Below are 18,472 nucleotides of genomic sequence, written 5' to 3'. Positions count from 1 at the left end.
ACTGCGGGTGCGCGGCGATCACGAATCCCAACGTTGCGACAACCTCACACTTGTGGCGAGCGCTCGGGCTTATGGTTGCCAACGTGCCGCAATCGGAGGTGGGAACGATCGAGCGTGCGCTCGCAGTCGGAGACGCGATCGTCTTCGTCTACGACCCGGACGCCCGCACGTTCGAGCTCCGCGGCAGCGACATCGAGATCCTTGCGCTCGGCGTCGATGTCGGTGCCGACGTCGCGACCAAGCGGGTCACGCTGGACGCGTTGCTCCGGCGCGCGCGCCGCGACGATGCGAGCGCGCTCGTGCAGGGCATCGACGCGGCGCTCGACCGCGGCGATCCCTTCGAGACGGTCGTCGCGTTCGGCGAGCACGCGGCAACAACGTGGCTCGCGGTACGCGGGCGCCGCGACGACGGCGGGCGCGAGCGCGCCGCGATCGTCGGCACGATGCGCGACGTCAGCAGGTTCAAGCGCCTGGAGGTCGAGCATCTCGAGCTCGTCCGCACGACGGAGGCGATCCTGCAGACGAGCTCCGACGTGATCTCCATCGTCGACCGGGACGGCGTGATCCGCGAGATCGGCAGCGCCGCGGGTCGCGTCCTGGGCGCGGAGCCCGACACGCTCGTCGGCGGCACGGTGTTCGACTCCCCCGTCGTGCATCCCGACGACCGCGAGCGGATCCGCGAGGTCTACCGGCAGCTGCTCTCGGGCGAGATGGAGCACGAGGAGTCGCGCTACCGGGTGCGGACACCGGACGACGACCTGCGCGTCGTCGAAGGTCATCGCCGCGTGCTGCACGGGCCCAACGGCGACATCGACGGCGTCGTCGTCGTCGTGACCGACGTCACCGATCACGTCCACCTCGAGAACGAGCTGCGCGAAGCGCGCGCGGCCGCCGAAGCCGTCGGAAAGACGAAGGCCGAGCTCCTCTCCCGTATCGGCCACGACATGCGCACGCCGCTCAACGCCGTCATCGGCTTCGGCAAGCTCCTTGCCGGCGACGAGCTCGGCCCCGAGCAGCGCGACAACGCCGCGCAGATCGTGCAGGCCGGCGAGACCCTGCTCGAGCTCGTGAACGAGATGCTCGGCGCGCCCCGCGCGTCGACCAACGGCGCGTCCGGCAACGGTGCGTCCGGCAACGGTGCGTCGACCAACGGCGCGTCGACCAACGGCGACAGCGGCGAATCCGCGAGCGTGCGAGCGGAGAGACCCGCCGCGCCACCGAGCGAGCCCGACCAGACGGAGACGGCGACCGACACCTGCACCGTTCTCTATGTCGAGGACAACGCGTCGAACCTGCGGCTCGTCGAGCGGATCCTCGCCGGGCACGCGGAGTACTCGCTCGTCTCGGCGACGACCGGTCGCGCGGGGCTGCGGCTGGCGCGCGAGCGCCGTCCCGACCTCGTGCTGCTCGACCTCCACCTGCCCGACATCAACGGCGATGTCGTGCTCGAGCGGCTCCGGTCCTCACCCGAGGCGCGCGAGACGCCCGTGCTCATGCTCTCGGCCGACGCGACGCCGGCGCAGGTCGACCGGCTGCGCGAGCTCGGCGCGACCGACTACATGACGAAGCCGCTCGACATCGAGCAGTTCCTCGAGACGGTCGCGCGTCTCTGCGGGCGCCTCGACGGGTGACGTCGGTGATGTTCGGGGCGACGCGCTTCAGACGCGCTCGTTGACGATCGCGCGCAGCGCGCCGACGTCGAACGGCTTCTCGAGCAGCGGCCGGTCCAGCTGCTCGACGAACTCGAGCGCGGCCGCGGTGAACGCGCCGCCCGTGATGAACACGACGGCTTCCCGCTGCTCCGGCACCGACTGCCGCAAGCGCTCGTAGAACTCCATCCCCGTGACCTGCGGCATCATGAGATCGCACAGGATCACGTCGAAGCGCTGACCGGATTCGATCCAGCTCAGCGCCTCGTTCGCGTCGATCGTGCAGCGGACGTCGTGCTCACGCGTCAGCACTCGCTCGACGAGCACGCCGACCGACGGTTCGTCGTCGATGACGAGCACAGTCCCTCGCCGCGACGCGCCCGGTGTCTCGTCGACGCTCCCGATCACCGCCGCGGCGTCGACGTCGCTCGCGGCGACGAGGTGGACGCCGAACACGGTGCCCACGCCGAGCTCGCTCTCGACGCTGATCGTGCCGCCGAACGAGTGGATGATGCGATTGCAGATCGAGAGCCCGAGGCCCGTCCCGACTCCTGCGGGCTTGGTCGTGAAGAAGGGCGTGAAGAGCTTGTCGCGCACCTCGGGCGGAATGCCCGCGCCGGTGTCGGCGACCTCGACGAGCACCCGACCGCTGTCGTCGATGTTCGTCCGGACCGAGATCTCGTTGGCGTCGGCACGACCCTCGGGGATCGCCTGGGCCGCATTCACGATCAAGTTGAGGAACACCTGGCCGAGCCGGGACGCGTTCGCGCGCACGAGCGGCACGGGTTTGAACGACGTGCTCACGCGCGCGCGGTGTCGGATCTCGTTGCGGGCCATGCGGATCGAAGACTCCACGACCTGCTGCACGTCGATGGCAGCCTCTTCGTCGGTGTCGGATCGAGCGAACAGCTTCAGGTCGGCAGCGACGTCGCGGATGCGCTGCGCAGCTTCGAGCGCGTCGCGCATCTCCTCGACGATCTCCTGCAGCCGCGCCGACGACGACGAGTCGACCTCGAGCCCGACGATCGCCTGCTGCGCGAGCACGAGGTTGCCGAGCACGGCGCCGAGCGGGTTGTTGATCTCGTGCGCGACACCGGCCGCGAGCACACCCACGGACGCCATGCGGTCGGAGATCATCAGCTGTTCCTGCATGCGCGCGTGCTCTCGACCGGCCTCGGCCTCGTCGAGCTCGCGCGCGAGGAGCTGCTCGCGGATGTGGCGGTGCTCGTCCTCGAACTGCTTGCGGCGCAGCTGGGCCCGCACGCGCGCGGTGAGGACCTCGAACTCGGTCGACTTCTGGATGTAGTCGTCGGCGCCGGCGGCGAGCGCGTCGACCAACGACTCCGGGTCCTCCATCGCGGTGAGCATGATGAGCGGCACGTCGCGCAGCGTCGGGACCGCCTTGACGCGGCGACACGTCTCGCTGCCGCCGATGCCCGGCATCATGAGATCGAGCAGGATGCAGTCGACGGGTTGTGCACCGAGCAGCTCGAGCGCCTCCTCACCCGAGCGTGCGACCACGACGTCGTAGCCGTCGCCGCGCAGCTGACGGGCGAGCTCGTGCAGGTACGTGGCGCTGTCGTCGACCGCGAGGAGGCGTTGCGGCGCGAACGTGCTGCGCTCGCGGGCGCCGGGCACGGGCGGGAGCGCGTGGCGCAGCAGCGCGCCCAGCCGCGCGAGGACGACGGAGACGTCGTCCTCCTTGCGCATGAACGTGTCGGCGCCGGCGTCGAGCGCGCGCAGCTCGGCGCTGCCGTCCTCGGAGCCGGTCAACAGCACGCAGGGCACGCTGCGGAGCGCGCCGTCGAGGCGGATGCGCCGGATGACCGTGGCGCCGTCGGTGTCGGGCAGTTGTCCGTCGACGACGATCGCGGCCGGGCGGTGCACGGCCGCGATGCGCAGTCCGTCCTCGCCGGTGCCGGCGGTGAGCACGCGGTACCCGCCCTCTTCGCACGCGCGCCGGAGCTCTTCGCGGAACGTGATGCTGTCGTCGATGATCAGGATCGTCGTCGCGTCCGCGGGCGCTTCGACGCGCGCGCGGTGGAGCTCGTGCGCCTTGGCGACGACGTAGCGACTGTCGTACGGCTTGCCGACGTACTCGTCGGCGCCCGTGCGCAAGGCGCGCAGGCGGTCGCCGACCTCGGCTTCGGTCGACAGCATCAGGACGACCGCGTCGCGACCCGCGGGCGTGCGCCGCAGCTCGGCGAGCAGCTCGACGCCGTCGCCGTCGGGCAGCAGCACGTCGAGCACGATGACATCGACGCTCCGCTCGGCGAGGAGCGCGCGCGCCTCGCCCGCGGTCGCGCAGATCGAGGTCGTGCAGCCGGCCGCTTCGAACGCGGCCGCGAGGTCCATGCGCACCGTGAGGCTGTCGTCGAGGATCAACACACGGGGTGTCATCGGGCGTGCTCCCGGTTGCGCGCGTCGACGAGCGACGCGAGCGCGGGGCCGATCGCGCCGAGCGGCAGCACGTGCTCGACCGCGTCGAGCCGCACCGCCTCGCGCGGCATGCCGTAGACGACCGACGTCGCCTCGTCCTGCGCGATCGTGATGCCGCCGGAGTCGCGCATGAGCCGGAGGCCCGCGGCACCGTCGCGGCCCATGCCGGTGAGCAGGCAGCCCACCGCGCGCGGCCCGTACTCCTGCGCGACCGTCTCGAACAACACGTCGATCGAGGGCCGGCACGAGTGTCGCTCCGGCGCGTCGGACAGGTAGAGGCACCCGTCGCGAACACCGAGATGCCGCTCCGGCCGCGCCATGGCGACCGAACCCGCGAGGGCGCTCACCTCCATCCCGGCGCGCGCTTCGACGACCGGGCGGTCGAGCTGACCGTCCAACCACTCGACGAAGGCGGTGCCGAACGGCGCGCCAATGTGCAGCACGAACAGCGTTGGCAGGTCGAACGACGCGGGCAGGCCGCGCAGGACCTCGACGATCGCGCCCGGTCCGCCGGTCGACGCGCCGATCGTGACCACGGCCGGGCGCGTCGATCGCGCGATGCCCGGCGGTGGCGGCGCGACCGGCATGGAGTGACCGAGGAGCCGCGCGCGCGGATGCGTGATCACGCGAATGCGCGCCACACGCTTCACCGAGGACACGAGTCGGCGCGACCACTCGACCGGATCGGTATCGCGGTCGGGCTTCTCGAGCACGTCGACCGCGCCCGCCGCCAACGCGTCGTAGGTGTGGAACAGCTCACCGCGGTCGATCGACGACGACACGATCAGGATCGGGGTCGGACGGTGGGCCATCAGGTACTCGGTCGCCGCGAGCCCACTCACCTCGGGCATCATCATGTCCATCGTGATGACGTCGGGTCGCAGCTCGAGGCAGCGCGCGATCGCGCCCTGACCGTCGGCGGCCTCGCCGACGACCGTCAATCCGGGGTCGGCGTCGAGCACCGACCGGACGTGGGCCCGCACCGTCGCCGAGTCCTCGGCGACGAGCACGCGCAGGATCTTCTCGTTCTCGTGGATCATCTGCTTACCGGCTTGCATCTAGCGGACTGTCAGCTCTCGGACGCGCTCGAGCAGCACTCCCTGGTCGAACTCGCCCTTCGTGATGTATGCGCTCGCGCCCGCACCGAACCCGCGCTCGAGGTCTTCGGGCGCGTTGCGCGAGCTGACGAGGATCGCGGGCGTGGCGCGCAGCGCGGCGTCGGCGCGCGTCTGCGCGACGAACGTGAAGCCGTCCATGCCCGGCATCTCGACGTCGACGAGGAACAACGAGTGCGGGACCCGGCGGGCGACGTCGAGGCCCTCCTCGGCCGACGTTGCGACCTCGACGAGATAGCCGGCCGACTCGAGGATGCTCTGTTCCAACATCCGTGTCGTCAGCGAATCGTCGACGACGAGGATCGGATCGATGGCGCGCGGCTCGGCCGCACGCGCCCGGCGCGTGCCGCTGACCGCCTCGGCGACCAATGCGTCCGGCGCGAGCACGAGGCGCGGGTTGCCCTCGGCGTCGAACGCGGTACCCGACACCAGCGGCGTGTTGCGTACGAGCTCGGGCAGCGGTCGGGCGACGACGCCGGACGTGCCGAGCAGACGGTCGACACCGACCGCGACGACGCGTTCCCCCGCCGCGACCATCACGAGCGTGCACGGCACTCCCGCGGTGAGGTCGATCGTCGATCCGTCGAGCACCGCGGCGAGCGGGACGAACGGCACGACCGCGCCGTCGATCGTCACGACGTCGCCGTCGGCACCGACGTGGATCTCGCGCGGGTCGACCCGGCGGGTGCTCGCGACCGCGTCGAGGGGCAGCAGCATGCGCCGCTGACCGGCGTCGACCTCCAGGGCCTCGAACGCCGCGACGGCATGGGGAACGTCGAGCTCGATGGTCGTGCCCCGGCCCGCTTCCGTATCGACGCGGACATCGCCGCCGAGCCGCGTCGCGGCCTCGCTCACGACGTCGAGCCCGATGCCGCGGCCGGAGACCTCCGTCACCGCTGCCGACGTGCTGATCCCACCGGCGAGCAGCAGGCGTACGAGGTCGTCGCGTCCGAGCCGGTCGGCTTCGGCCTCCGAGAGCCCCTTCGCTCGCGCCTTCGCGCGCACGGCTTCGAGATCCACGCCGCGCCCGTCGTCGCGACACGCGAACACGATCCGCGCGTCACGCAGCTCGATCGAGACCGTGACGGTTCCTGCAGCCGGCTTGCCGGCGCGCGTCCGATCGGACTCGGTCTCGATGCCGTGCGCGACCGCGTTGCGGACCGACTGGTGGAGGGCACGCTGCGCGGTCTCGAGGATGTGGGCGTCGAGCCGGACGTCGCCGCCCTCCCCGACGAACTCGACCCGCTTGCCGAGCGCGCGCGCGACGTCGCGCGCGGCGCGCTCGAGATCGGTGAACAGCACGCGCGCGGGAACGAGCCGGATGCGCTCGACCGCGTCGCGCATCTCGCGCAGCTCACGGTCGACGCGCGCGACGCCGCTGTCGGCGTTGCGCGCGAGGTCTCCGATCAGGCGTCTCAGGTCAACCGCGGTCCGGCGTGCGCGTTCCGCGGTCCGCGCCGACAGGCCCTCGACCGCGTCGGGTCCGAGCACCGTCGCGAGCTGCGCCACGATGTCGTCGGCCAGGTCGCTCACCCGTCCGACCGCGCCGAGGTCACGCTCGAGCGCGCCGAGTCGCGAGTGCGTCTCGCCGAGCCCCTCGATCACGACGTCGAGCTCGGAGATGTCGGTGCGAACGCTGCGGGGCGCGGCCCCGGCCGCGGCGGCCGGCGGCGCCTCCGTGTCGTTCTCTGCGGCCGGCGGAGCGGCGCCGTCGGGGCCGGGCAGCACGTCGAGCGCGGCTCGGATCGCGTCGACGTACCCGAGCACGGATTCGACCGCGCGCACCGGAACCGCGTCCGTGCCCTCCCGGAACGGCTGCAACACCTCTTCCACCGCGTGCGCGGCGTCGGCGATCGCGGTCTGCTTCACCACCCGCGCCGCGCCCTTCAGCGTGTGCGCGTGCCGAAGCAGCATCGCGAGCGCGGCGCGATCGCCCTTCTCGAGGTCGAGCGCGCACTGCACGAGTTGCTCGACGAGCTCGCGCGCCTCGACGCGGAAGAACTGGTACGGATCGTTGGGCATGGTTGTCAGGCCGCCGACTGCGTTTCGACGAGGCGGGCGAGGTCCTTCGACAACACGTTGAGCTGCGACGCGGTCTGGAGGGTCTGCGTCGAGCTCGCCTCCGATTCCTTCGTACTCTGCGCGACGTTCGAGATCGCGAGGTTCACCTGCTCGACCGCGGTCGCCTGCTGCTTCGTCGACAGCTCGATCTCGCGCGCGGCCTCGGTCGTCGTCGTGACGAGATCGGCGATCTCGGCGAACGCTTCGGACACGTCGGCGAACTGCTCGTTGCCCGAGTCGACGGCCTTCGACCCGATCTCGATCGCCATGACGGTCGTGTTCACCGCGCCGCGCACGACCTCGATGAGCGAGCGGATCTCCTTCGTCGAGTCGGCGACCCGGTCCGCGAGCTTGCGGATCTCGTCGGCAACCACGGAGAACCGCTTGCCCGCTTCACCCGCGCCCGCGGCTTCGATCGTCGAGTTGATGGCGAGGATGTTCGTCTGCTCCGCGAGCTCGGTCACGATGTCGAGCACCGCGCCGATCTGTTGCGACTTCTCGCCGAGGGCGAGCATGTGGTCGACGATCACGTCGACCTGCTTGCGGATGTCGACGATCGACACCTGCGCCTTCCCGATCGTGTCGACACCGGAGCGCCCCGCGTCGGCCGTCTGGTCGGCGATCTGCGAGACGCGCTGCGCGCTCTCGGCGATCTGACGCGACGTCGCGAGCAGCTCACTGATCGTCGTGCTGATCTCGTTCATCGCGGTCGCCTGCTCACGGGCGCCCGAGGCCTGCTGGTTCGCGGTGGCCTGGAGCTCGCTCGACGAGCTGTTGACCTCGGAGACCGCGGTGCCGATCTGGCGGCGCAGGCTGCGCGTGAGCAGGAAGGCACACGCGGCCGCGAGCAGCGCGCCGATCAACGCGAGCAGTTCGACGAGGGTCGACGCGTGCGACGCGGTGTTGCTCGAGGCCTGCCGCGCCGCGACCAGGGAGGACTGCTCGTTCGACGCGAACGTGTCGATGTCGTTGTGCAGCTTCGTTCGCACCGGGTCGACGTCCCTCGACCACTGTTGCACGACCTGCGTCAGCGGCGTGCCGGACTTGCGCGCCGAGACGATTCGATCGATCGCGGCGTCGTGTGCCTGCTCGTCCGACACGATCGTCGCGAGGAGGGTGGCTTCGGTCCTCGTCGCCGACTGGCGCAGCGATGCCAGCGTCGAGTCGATGGCTTTGCGGTCCTGCGCGAGGCTGTCGAGGTACGTCGAGTCGGCCGTGAGCAGGTAGCCGCGCGTATCCGCGGCCTTGTTCGCGAGCGCGGTCTGCACCGTGTCGGCTGCATCGACCCGCTTCGCGTTCACGTTGATGACGCGGTCCTTGCTCGACACCACGTGCTTCAGCGTCACGACCGCGACGACGTCGACCACGAGCGTGATCACCACCACGGCGGCGAACCCCGCCGCGATCTTGCGCCCGAAGGTCAGGTTGCGGGTCATCGTCGACTTCCTTCTCTTGACGGCCACGCGGGCCGTTCGATTCGATCGAGCACGGTTGAGATCGAGACGATCGGACGGATCGTCTCGCCGGCGTCCAACACCTCGCGCCACGGCGTGTCGGCACCCGCGTCGCGGGCGACCGCGATCTGATCCGGGCGCGCCTGCACGTGGCCGTCGAAGCGGCCGAACGCGAGGGCCACGGCCGGGTTTGCCGCGGTCGCGACGATCCAGCGGCACGCGACCGCCATCGGCGCGCCGAGCAGTGCGGCGACGTCGTAGACCACGACGACCGCGCCGCGGAAGCCGGCGAGCCCGCGCACCCCCGCGGGTGCGGCGGGCAACGGCGTGACCGGCTTGTCGACGTATAGGCCTGCGAGCTCGGAGAGCCGCAGCGCGTACGGGTCGTCGCCGACCGCGATCGCGAGCAGATCGACCCCCTGCTCGAGCTCGACGAGCGGCGGGAGCGCGAACACCGAGTCGAACTCGGTGCGCAACGCATCGACGTGTGTCCCTGTCGGTACGACGGCGGTCACGACGTCACACCCGCAGCCAGATCGTTGCGGCACAGCGCGATCAGCGCACCGCGACCGAAGCCACCACCGAACAGGAGCAGTCGCGACGCGTCCTCGCGCTCGAGCAATACCGCGGCGGCGTCGAGCTCGTGGCGCGCCGCGCCGTCGTCGCCCGTGCGCCGGGCGAGGAGCCCGAGGTGCAGGCGCGCCATCGCGAAACCCGGATCGAGGTGGACCGCCATGCGATCGTGCTCGACCGCGCCCGCGAGGTCGCCCGCGCTTTCGCGGCACAGCGCGAGCACGTAGTGCGCGCCCGCACTGAGGTCGTCGACACCGAGGAGGGTCCGGCACGTCGCTTCCGCGCCTTCGACCATTCCCGCGTGCACGAGCAGGACCGAGCGCAGCAAGAGCACGTCGGCATCGTGGCCGGCCTCCGTCGGCAGACCGTCGACGACGCGCAACGCGTCGACGAACCGCTCCTCGCGCAGCAGCGCATGCGCGTCAGCGAGATCCCAGGAAGCGGGCCGGTCGAGCGCGCGTTCGCGCGCGGGAAGCGCCGCGGCCAGACGCGCGACGCGCTCGGACGCGCGTTGGATCGCGTCGGCCCATTCTCCGGTGGCGACCGGCGCGCCGGTCACGGGACGGGTCACGAACTTCGGTGGGGCGACCTCGCGTCCACGCACCGGCTCGGCCCGCCGCCGGTAGTAGAAGGTGCCGTGGGTGTGACACAGGTCGAAGTCCTGCGACAGCCCGCGCAGCGTCTCCGCGTGGCCGAGGAAGCAGTAGCCACCGGGAGCGAGCGCACGGGCGATGCGCGCGACGACCGCTCGCGCCCGCTCGGGCGTGAAGTACATGAGCACGTTGCGACAGAACACGACGTCGTAGACGGCGTCGCCCCAGAGTGGCGCGTCGGTCGCGGCGAGGTTGTGGCGTTCGAACGAGACCGCGCCGCGGATCGCGTCGTCGAGCGCGACGCCGCGCGACGTCGAGGTGAACCAGCGCGCCTGCATCTCGACCGGCGTCTCGCGCAGCGACCAGCGCGAGTAACGCCCGCGGCGCGCGCGTTCGAGGACGGCCGGGTTCAGGTCGGCGGCGCGGATCCCGACGTCCCAACCGGGCTCGATCAGGTCGCGCAGCACCATTGCGATCGTGTACGGCTCCTCCCCCGTCGCGCATCCGGCTGAGAGCACGCGCAGCGTGCGGGTCGCCGCGCGCTCCTTGACGCGTTCGGGCACGACGGTCTCGGCGAGCGCGTGGAACTGCTCGATGTTGCGGAAGAAGTAGGTCTCGGCAACGGTCAGCGCGGCGGCGAGCACACCGAGCTCGTCGTCGCCCACTTCGCTCGCGGCGACGGCGTAAACGTACGACAGGGGCGTGCAACCGGTCGCGGCCGCGCGCCGACGCAAGAGGTCGGCGAGCAGCTCGTCCTTGGTGTCGTCGAAGCAGAGTCCGAAGCGGCTCGCGACCGCATCCCTGAATGCTTCGACCTCGGTTGTTCCGATCATGCAGGCCCCCGCCCGTCCCCTTTTGGTCGCACTCGCTTCGCTCGCCGCTCCTGACGCCTCAGTCCCCGGGTCGACCTTTCAATCCGAGCCGGTTGCGTGCACGAGGCTCCACACCGATTCGGGCACGAGTCGCGACTCGCGCAGCACCACGAGCAGCTCGGAGTCGAGGACGCCGAGCGACTCGATCACGGCGCCCGTCGCGACCTCGAGCAACGGCGGCAGCTCGTGCACCGACCCGTCGTCCATCGGCGCGACGCCGGTCACCTCGTCGACCGCGAGCGCGACGACCCGGTTCTCGATCATCAGTGTGACGAGCCGCCCCGCACTCGACGCCGTCGAGCCGAGCAGCCGCGCGACATCGACGACCGGAACCGCGCGACCGCGGATGATCGACACGCCCACCACGAAATCGGGCGCGGTCGCGAGCGGCTCGTACGGCAGTACGCGCATCGTCTCGACGACGTGCTCGATCGGCAGCGCGCACCGCCGGTTCCCGACCCGGCACACGAGGTAGCGACCGACGGACTCGTCGAGCTCCCGTGTGGCCTCCAGCACGGTGGTCATCGCGCCGCGCCTCCGGCACCCGCGGCGACGAGCGCCGCCGCGTTGCCCGCGACGTCGGCCTCGTCGTAGCCGGAGCGAGGCATGTCCTCCCACTCCTTGCTCGTGCTCGTGATCGCGTTGAACAGGCCGCGTACGCGCCACCATGCGTGCAGCTGCCGGAAGCCGACGTTCTCGAGCAACGCCGCGCCGAGGCCCGCACCGAGGTCCTTCCACGCCGCGTAGCGGTGGAAGGAGAACTCCTCGACCGTGAGCGCCGAGAACGACAACAGGATCCCGTAGCCGATCGCGGTGACGGCGAAGATCGCCGCGAACTGCACGTCGACGACCCCGACGATCAAGCCGAGGATCACGGCGAAGACGCCCGTGAGCTCCACGACCGCGCCGAGCAGCTCGAACACGAGGTAGTACGGCAGCACGACCATGCCGATGAACCCGTACTTCGGGTTGCCCATCATCGAGCGGTGCTTCCACAGCACTTCGGCGAGACCGCGCGACCAGCGTCGGCGCTGCCGGCCGAGCACCTTGAGCGTGTCCGGCACCTCGGTCCAGCAGACCGGCTCGGACACGAACACGAAGCGGTAACCGCGCTTCGCCTTGCGCATCGAGTGGTGCAGCCGCGCGACGAGCTCCGCGTCCTCACCGAGGCAGTGCAGGTCGAGCCCGCCGACCTCGACGAGCGCGTCGCGACGGAACATCGCGAACGCACCCGAGAGAATGAGGAGACCCGACATGCGGCCCCACGCGGTGCGGCCGAGCAGGAACGAGCGCAGGTACTCGACCACCTGGATGCGCGCGACCCAACCCTTCGGCATGCGGGGGTCGAGGATGCGACCGCTCGCGACCTCGGAGCCGTTCGCGGCACGGATGACGCCGCCGGAACCGACCGTGTTCACCGGGTCGTCGACGAACGGCTTCACGACGCGCAGCAGCGCGCTCTCGTCGAGCAGCGAATCGGCGTCGATCATGCAGACGAGCGGGAACGACGCCGCGTTGATGCCGACGTTCATCGGGTCGGAGCGCCGGCCCACGTTGTCCTTGCGGATCACGAGCAGCTGCTGACCGTCACGCGGCGCGTACACCGCGTTCACCGGCGCGATCGTCGGCACGTCCTCGGGGATGACTCGCTCGATCTGTACGAGGTCGAACTCCTCCTGCATGCGCCCGAAGGTGTTGTCGGTGGAGCCGTCGTCGATGACGATGACCTCGAACTCCGGGAACCGCAGCCCGAGCAGCCCGCGGACGGTCTCGACGATCGTCGGTTCCTCGTTGAACGCGGGCACGAGGACCGTCACACCCGGTGTGAGCGGGTTGCCGAAGATCGAGTCGTACCCGGCGAAGTCGACGCGGCGCACGGTCTTGCCGACATCGAAGCCGGCGAGCGCGATCAGGAACAGGTAACCCGAGTTCAGCGCGACGAAGTAGAAGATCACGAACACGTCGAACCAGTGCAGGACGTTCTTCAGAACATTCATGCGGCCCTCCCAGATCGCACGGCGCGAGCGTCGGCGGCGCTGAGCGCGCCGCGCGCGTACTGCGACGCGGTGTCGCCTTGACGCGCAATGTCGTAGAGCGCGGCGCGACCCGGACCGCCGAGACGCGTGAGCGCGTCCGCCGCGTTGCGGGCCACGATGTGTTCCTCGTGGCCGACCGCGGCGACGAGCGCCTCGAGTGCCTTCGGGCTGCCGACCTGTCCGAGCGAGCGTGCCGCGGCCGCGCGCAGCGGCGCCGGCGTCTCGCCCGAGAAGCAGCCGATGAGCGTGTCGATGCCGCCCGGATGTCCGATGCGACCGAGCGCCGCGACGGCCGCGGTGCGGACGTCGGGATTCTCGTCTTCGCGCGCCATCTCGGTCAGCGCACCGACCGCGGCGAACGCGCCCTGTACGCCGAGCAGCTCGGCGGCGATGCGCCGCGCCTGCGGCGACTCGTGCGTGAGCCCGAGCTCGCGCAGCGGTTCCTCGGCCGGGGGCCCGATGTGCAGCAGCGACATCGTCACCACACCGGCCGGAATCGGGTGCTCGGCATCGAGTGAGTCGAGCAGCGGTGCGACCGCCTCCGCGAGACCCATGCGGCCCAGCGCACGCGCCGCGACGCTGCGCAGCTCTTCGTTCCGGTCGCGCAGCGCGGTGGTCAGGTCGTCGTACGCCGCGGGGACTGCGGTGGCGCCGAGCAGCTCCGCGGCCCGGGCCCGCTTGACGACGCCCCGCCCGCGCAGATCGCGTTGCGCAGCCTGCACGAGACCACGGGCCTCGAGCATCTGCACGACGGCGGCACGGTCCTCGCCCCGCAGCTTCGTGAGCAGCGACGCGGTGACCGAGTCGAGCACGCGACCCTCACGACCGCCAACGGTCGCGAGCTCGCCTTCCTGCTCGCCTTCGCTCGCGAGCAGCTTCAGCAACCGGGGACGGACCTCGGCCTCGATGCGCTCACGCCGACGGTCGGCGGCGTCGCGCATGCTCTTACGGATCGCGGTGCCGATTGCGAGGACCGCGAGCACGGCCGACACGGCGAAGAGCGCGTCGACAACGGCTTGATGGATCGTCACGGCACGTCACCCCACCCGCGACAAGACCGCTTCGACGCGACTCGCGAGCTCGCGAGGGCTGAAGGGCTTGACGATGTAGTCATCGGCGCCGGCCGCGAAGCCACGCTCGATGTCGGCTTCCTGCGCGCGAGCGGTGAGCAGGATCACGGGCACGCCCGAGTGGTCTCCGCCCTCGCGCAGCATCTTGCAGACCTCGACGCCCGTGAGCTTCGGCATCATCCAGTCGAGCAGCACGAGGTCGGGCTGCAACTGCATCACCGCGGCGAGACCCGTCTCGCCGTCGGCCTCTGCGTGCACCTCGAAACCCAACTGCTCGAGCTTGAACGCGACGAGCTCGCGGATGTCCTGGTCGTCGTCAACGACGAGAATCGACGTCATGGCGCTGTCCTTCCTGGTGTGAAACGTCGTCGCTCGCGTGAACGACGGGATGTTGCGGCTCGGCCGGGATGGTCATGGTCACCGTCGTGCCGATGTCGGGCGTCGAGTCGAGACGGATCGAACCCCCGTGCCCCTCGACGATGTTCTTCACGATCACGAGCCCGAGGCCCGTGCCCTGCGTCTCCGACTTCACCGACGTCGACGAGCGGAAGAACGGCGTGAAGAGCCGCTCCTGCTCGTCGAGGGGGATGCCCACGCCGGTATCGGCGATGCTGACCATCACCTCGTCGTCGACGCGATCGGTCGTCACGGTGACGCGCCCGCCCGCCGGCGTGAACTTCACGGCATTCGACAGCACGTTCAGCAGCGCGCGGTCGAACTGCGCGGCGTCGGCGAGCACGATGCCCGGGTTGTGCAGGAAGTCGACCTGGAGCGTGATGTCGCGCTCCTGCGCGGTCGGCAACATGGCCCTGATCGCGCCGCGAATGAGCGGCACCGCCTCGACGGGACCGGGCTCGATGTCGAACGCTCCGGCCTCGATGCGCCCGATCGTGAGCAGGTTGTCGATCATCAACAGGAGCCGGCGCGTGTTGCGCTCGACCACGTCGAGCATCGACTGCTGCCTCGGCGTGAGCTCGCCTCCGCCCTGGTCGACGAGCATCTCGACGTAGCCGCTGATGCTCGTGAGCGGCGTGCGCAGCTCGTGCGAGACGGTCGCGACGAACTCGGTCTTGAGGCGGTCGAGCTTCTGCAGGTCCTCGACCATGCGCTGCTCGCGTGAGATCGCGTCGCGCAGGTTCGTGTTGGCGCGCGCGAGGTCGGCCATGACCTGCTCGCGCTCCTCCTCTGCGATCTTGCGGTTCGTGATGTCGCGCGCGACGAGCTCGAGCCCCGTGATCTTGCCCGTCACACGGTGGCGCGTGGCCGCGGAGCTCGCCTCCACCCACACCTGCCCGCCTTCCGCGGTGACGAAGCGGTGGGTCGTCGCGATGTCCGCGCCCGAAGCCAGCGAGCGGCTCCGGGCGCGAATGAACTCCACGCGGTCGTCCGCGTAGACGAGATCGTCGCAGCACCGGCCGTACAGGTCGTCGGGTTCGAACCCGAGGATGTCGCGCGCCGAGGGCGACGTGTAGAGGATGACGCCGTCGGTATCGGTGAGCAGGATGATGTCGGGCGACGACTCGACGAGCGCCTGGAGCTGCGCGCTCTCGCGCAGTGCGTTCTGGATGTCGCGCTTCGCACGGAGGTCCCGCATGAAGGCGCTGAAGATCCGGCGGCCGTGGTCGTCGACGATCCAGATCGTCATCTCGACCGGGATGTCGCGCCCGTCGCGGTGCCGACCGGTGAGCTCGATCCACTCGCCGAGCAGCGGCGCCTCACCCGCGCTCGCGAACCGGCGCATGCGATCCTCGTGCGCCTCACGGTGGCGCGGCGCGAGCACCGTCGAGGTGAACGGCTTGCCGATGATCTCGTCCCGCCGCCAGCCGAACAGGACCTCGGCGTGCGTGGTCCACTCGGTGACGAGCCCTTCGGCGTCCCACGCGACGAACGCGTCGTTCGCAGATTCGACGAAGGTGCGCAACGGGTCGGCCGAGAAGCTCCGGCGCAGCTGCGCGCGCACGCGCACGACGAGCTCGTCGGGTTCCACCGGCTTGGTGAGGTAGTCGTCGGCGCCGAGCTCGAGCCCGCGTACGCGGTCCGAGAGGTCGGCCTCGCCGGTGACGAGGATCACGGGAATGTTCACCGTCTCCGGATTGGCGCGCAGCTTCCGCACGACCTCGAGTCCGGTGATGCCGGGCATGTGGTTGTCGAGGATCACGACGTACGTCGGGTCCTGCTGCAGGATCTCGAGCGCGGCCGCACCGTCTTCCGCGACCGTCGTCTCGATACCGGCACCGTTCAGCACACGCGAGAACAGCGTCCGCAACATCGAATCGTCATCGACGATCAGCGCGCGCGGCGCGCTCGCGCCGAAGGGCACCATGCGACGCGCGTCGCCGCCCGTCGCGTTTCCCTCCCCGCCGATGTCGTCGTGCATGTTCCCGCCTCGTTCGCCTCTCCGAGCAATGGAGAGCGCTGGCGTCTTGTCGGCGACACAACGCGGCAGTTCAACCACGGAATTCACAACGATTCGTCACACGGGCGCGCGGTGCCTCGCCGCGCGTCGACGACGCCCCGAGCACGCTCCGTAGCCGCAATTCGACGGCTACGATCCGACTGCATTCGGGGGAGAGGCAAGCGGGCCAACATGTCGATTCGCGCGACGGACTCGAGATCTCGGCGCTTCGGCCGCCTTCACGAGTAGCAATCGATGCGCGACCCAGCTTCACGGGCGGACACGATCGACCTCACCACACAAGAACGGGCGGCGCTGGTCGACGACCTCGCGCTCAATCTGCCGATCGGCGTGATCCTGGCGACGCGCGAGCCGTACCGCGTCGTGTGGGCGACCCACGCGAGCGCCGAGGTGATGGGCCTCCCCTACGACGAGATCCTCAAGGGACCGGAGGCGTGGATCGATCGCCTCGATCCCGATGGCGCGCAACGCGTGCAGCGCCACCTCGAACGGGTCGCCGACGAGCCGCGGAAGGTCGACCTCGACTACGTGATCCACCCCGTGCACGGCGGGCCCCGCCGCGTCCACGTCACGAGCACGCCGCTCTTCGACGCGAGCGGCACCTACTCGAGCCGGCTGGCGATCATCGACGCCGTCGAGGTGCCCGAGGTGCGAACGCGCGAGCACGCGGCCAAGGTCGCGTTCCTCGCCGAGCTGAGCCACGAGATGCGCACACCGTTGAGCTCGATGCTCGGCTTCGCGGAGCTGCTCACCAGCTCGACGCTCAACGAGAAGCAGCACCGCTGGGCGACGCTCATGCAGGAGAGCGGCGCGCAGCTCGTGAGCCTGCTCGACACCGCGCTGTATCTCGCGCGCCTCGAGGATCCGTCCGGCTCGCTGATGCGCGAGCACGTCGACGTCGACACGGCGGTCGGCAAGGCCCTCGACGTGCTCGAGCCCCTGGCCGGTGAGCGCACCATCACGTTGCACACCGACGCGCGCGCCGGCGGCCCGGTCACCGCGACGGGGAACGCGCAACGCCTGCACCAGGTGCTGCTGAACGTGCTCACCAACGCGTTGAAGTTCGGCCCCGAGGGGAGCACCGTCACCGTCACCACGTCGCTCGACGGTCGCGTCGCCGCGGTCGACGTGCACGACAGCGGGCCCGGCATCGACCGCGCGCAGCGCGAGCGCATCTTCGAGCCGTTCGAACGGCTCGACGCGAGTCGACGCGGTGTCGCCGGCACGGGGCTCGGGCTGTGCGTGAGCCGCGCCTTGATGGAGGCGATGGGCGGATCGCTCGACGTGATCGAGACCGACGAGCCCGGCGCGACCTTCCGGATCGCGCTGCCGCTCACGCCGGACCGGCTACGGCTCGAACCGGTACCCGGCGCCGCGCACGGTCACGATCCAGCACTTCCCTCCGCTTGACGGCTCGAGCTTGCGCCGCAGCCGGCGCACGTGCTCGGTCACGGTCGCGGGCGTCTGCCACCCGGCATCGGAGCCCCACACCGCACGCAACAGGTCCGCGCGCGAGAACACGCGGCGCGGCGAGCTCGCGAGGAACACGAGGAGCGTGAACTCGAGCGGTGTCAGCGCGACGACCTCACCGTCGACGCGCACTTCGCGCGCGCTGAGGTTGATCTCGATGCCGTCGAACACGAGTGATTCCGTGCGGGACGAGGGATTCGACCGCCGCAGCACCGCGCGCACGCGCTCACCGAGCTCGCGTGGCGAGAACGGCTTGACGAGGTAGTCGTCGGCACCGAGCCGCAGTCCCTGCAGGCGGTCGCCCTCTTCGGCGCGGCCGCTCACGATCACGACCGGGATGTCGCTCGCGCGCCGGAGCTCCTGGAGCAGATCGAAGCCGCTCATCGACGGCAGCCCGAGATCGAGCACCACCGCGTTCAGCGGCTCGCCCCGGATCGCCTGCAACGCCGCCGCGCCGTCGGCGCACGTCGTTGTCGAAAAACCGTGCGCCTCGAGAGCTTCGACCGCCAGCTCACGCGCCGACTCGAGGTCTTCCACCACGAGGACGCGAGCCTGGGCACCCACCATGACGTTCACCCCCACTCCTTCGGTCAACCTGCACCGGTTATACGCCCTATGAGCAGAAGCCACTCGTCGTTGAGCCAACGTTGATGTAACGAGCGCGCGCCGCGCGCCGCGCGTCGCGGTTCGGGAGGCCCGTCGCGCTCCCGGTAGCGTTCGCGCC

At 70.5% G+C, this 18,472-nt stretch carries 14 protein-coding genes; 2 read left to right on the top strand and 12 right to left on the bottom strand.

Going from position 1 to position 18,472, the window contains the following annotated elements; translation table 11 throughout:
- Positions 1 to 83: 83 nt before the first annotated feature.
- Positions 84 to 1,631 carry a response regulator gene (locus VH914_14570; GenBank protein ID HEX4492431.1) on the top strand — a complete coding sequence of 516 codons (1,548 nt, stop codon included), beginning with the start codon at positions 84 to 86 and terminating at the stop codon, positions 1,629 to 1,631.
- A gap of 27 nt (positions 1,632 to 1,658) precedes the next feature.
- Here VH914_14570 and VH914_14565 read toward each other — a convergent pair whose 3' ends face one another.
- The 11 genes from VH914_14565 to VH914_14515 all read right to left on the bottom strand — a co-directional run bounded on the left by VH914_14565 (position 1,659) and on the right by VH914_14515 (position 16,239).
- Complete coding sequence (locus VH914_14565) at positions 1,659 to 4,049, bottom strand: response regulator (protein ID HEX4492430.1); 2,391 nt, start codon at positions 4,047 to 4,049, stop codon at positions 1,659 to 1,661.
- The gene (gene cheB / locus VH914_14560; GenBank protein ID HEX4492429.1) at positions 4,046 to 5,146 is read right to left on the bottom strand and encodes a chemotaxis-specific protein-glutamate methyltransferase CheB; all 1,101 of its coding nucleotides are present in this window, start codon (positions 5,144 to 5,146) and stop codon (positions 4,046 to 4,048) included. The genes VH914_14565 and cheB overlap by 4 nt, the downstream gene beginning before the upstream one ends.
- The gene (locus VH914_14555; protein ID HEX4492428.1) at positions 5,147 to 7,225 is read right to left on the bottom strand and encodes a response regulator; all 2,079 of its coding nucleotides are present in this window, start codon (positions 7,223 to 7,225) and stop codon (positions 5,147 to 5,149) included.
- A 5-nt stretch (positions 7,226 to 7,230) separates the two neighbouring features.
- On the bottom strand, positions 7,231 to 8,700 hold the full coding sequence (locus tag VH914_14550) for a methyl-accepting chemotaxis protein (protein ID HEX4492427.1): 1,470 nt from the start codon (positions 8,698 to 8,700) through the stop codon (positions 7,231 to 7,233).
- A complete protein-coding gene (locus VH914_14545) occupies positions 8,697 to 9,233 on the bottom strand; it encodes a chemotaxis protein CheW (protein ID HEX4492426.1) in 537 nt (178 codons plus the stop codon). The genes VH914_14550 and VH914_14545 overlap by 4 nt, the downstream gene beginning before the upstream one ends.
- Complete coding sequence (locus tag VH914_14540; GenBank protein ID HEX4492425.1) at positions 9,230 to 10,717, bottom strand: protein-glutamate O-methyltransferase CheR; 1,488 nt, start codon at positions 10,715 to 10,717, stop codon at positions 9,230 to 9,232. The genes VH914_14545 and VH914_14540 overlap by 4 nt, the downstream gene beginning before the upstream one ends.
- Positions 10,718 to 10,795: 78 nt before the next feature.
- Positions 10,796 to 11,281, bottom strand: a complete 486-nt coding sequence (locus tag VH914_14535) for a chemotaxis protein CheW (protein HEX4492424.1) — start codon at positions 11,279 to 11,281, stop codon at positions 10,796 to 10,798.
- On the bottom strand, positions 11,278 to 12,753 hold the full coding sequence (locus tag VH914_14530) for a glycosyltransferase family 2 protein (protein HEX4492423.1): 1,476 nt from the start codon (positions 12,751 to 12,753) through the stop codon (positions 11,278 to 11,280). The genes VH914_14535 and VH914_14530 overlap by 4 nt, the downstream gene beginning before the upstream one ends.
- A complete protein-coding gene (locus VH914_14525; protein HEX4492422.1) occupies positions 12,750 to 13,823 on the bottom strand; it encodes a HEAT repeat domain-containing protein in 1,074 nt (357 codons plus the stop codon). Before VH914_14525 ends, VH914_14530 begins: the two co-directional genes overlap by 4 nt.
- Before the next feature lie 6 nt (positions 13,824 to 13,829).
- Positions 13,830 to 14,201 carry a response regulator gene (locus VH914_14520; protein HEX4492421.1) on the bottom strand — a complete coding sequence of 124 codons (372 nt, stop codon included), beginning with the start codon at positions 14,199 to 14,201 and terminating at the stop codon, positions 13,830 to 13,832.
- The gene (locus tag VH914_14515; GenBank protein HEX4492420.1) at positions 14,179 to 16,239 is read right to left on the bottom strand and encodes a PAS domain S-box protein; all 2,061 of its coding nucleotides are present in this window, start codon (positions 16,237 to 16,239) and stop codon (positions 14,179 to 14,181) included. Before VH914_14515 ends, VH914_14520 begins: the two co-directional genes overlap by 23 nt.
- Positions 16,240 to 16,512: 273 nt before the next feature.
- On the opposite strand from VH914_14515, the gene VH914_14510 reads away from it, so the two are divergent.
- On the top strand, positions 16,513 to 17,688 hold the full coding sequence (locus VH914_14510; GenBank protein ID HEX4492419.1) for a PAS domain-containing sensor histidine kinase: 1,176 nt from the start codon (positions 16,513 to 16,515) through the stop codon (positions 17,686 to 17,688).
- Here the strand turns inward: VH914_14510 and VH914_14505 are convergent.
- Positions 17,626 to 18,315, bottom strand: a complete 690-nt coding sequence (locus VH914_14505; GenBank protein HEX4492418.1) for a response regulator transcription factor — start codon at positions 18,313 to 18,315, stop codon at positions 17,626 to 17,628. The genes VH914_14510 and VH914_14505 overlap by 63 nt on opposite strands.
- Positions 18,316 to 18,472: the final 157 nt, after the last annotated feature.

The organism is Acidimicrobiia bacterium (assembly GCA_036271555.1).
Classification (GTDB): domain Bacteria; phylum Actinomycetota; class Acidimicrobiia; order IMCC26256; family PALSA-610; genus DATBAK01.
The sequence above is the reverse complement of the archived record's forward strand: the minus strand, read 5'-3'. Positions and strand labels throughout refer to the sequence as shown.

What these genes read in the sequence shown, in the direction of transcription:
- VH914_14565 (HEX4492430.1), bottom strand. Translation starts at nt 4,049, where the DNA reads ATGACACCCCGTGTGTTGATCCTCGACGACAGCCTCACGGTGCGCATG.
- cheB (HEX4492429.1), bottom strand. Translation starts at nt 5,146, where the DNA reads ATGCAAGCCGGTAAGCAGATGATCCACGAGAACGAGAAGATCCTGCGC.
- VH914_14555 (HEX4492428.1), bottom strand. Translation starts at nt 7,225, where the DNA reads ATGCCCAACGATCCGTACCAGTTCTTCCGCGTCGAGGCGCGCGAGCTC.
- VH914_14550 (HEX4492427.1), bottom strand. Translation starts at nt 8,700, where the DNA reads ATGACCCGCAACCTGACCTTCGGGCGCAAGATCGCGGCGGGGTTCGCC.
- VH914_14540 (HEX4492425.1), bottom strand. Translation starts at nt 10,717, where the DNA reads ATGATCGGAACAACCGAGGTCGAAGCATTCAGGGATGCGGTCGCGAGC.
- VH914_14535 (HEX4492424.1), bottom strand. Translation starts at nt 11,281, where the DNA reads ATGACCACCGTGCTGGAGGCCACACGGGAGCTCGACGAGTCCGTCGGT.
- VH914_14530 (HEX4492423.1), bottom strand. Translation starts at nt 12,753, where the DNA reads ATGAATGTTCTGAAGAACGTCCTGCACTGGTTCGACGTGTTCGTGATC.
- VH914_14520 (HEX4492421.1), bottom strand. Translation starts at nt 14,201, where the DNA reads ATGACGTCGATTCTCGTCGTTGACGACGACCAGGACATCCGCGAGCTC.
- VH914_14515 (HEX4492420.1), bottom strand. Translation starts at nt 16,239, where the DNA reads ATGCACGACGACATCGGCGGGGAGGGAAACGCGACGGGCGGCGACGCG.
- VH914_14510 (HEX4492419.1), top strand. Translation starts at nt 16,513, where the DNA reads ATGCGCGACCCAGCTTCACGGGCGGACACGATCGACCTCACCACACAA.
- VH914_14505 (HEX4492418.1), bottom strand. Translation starts at nt 18,315, where the DNA reads ATGGTGGGTGCCCAGGCTCGCGTCCTCGTGGTGGAAGACCTCGAGTCG.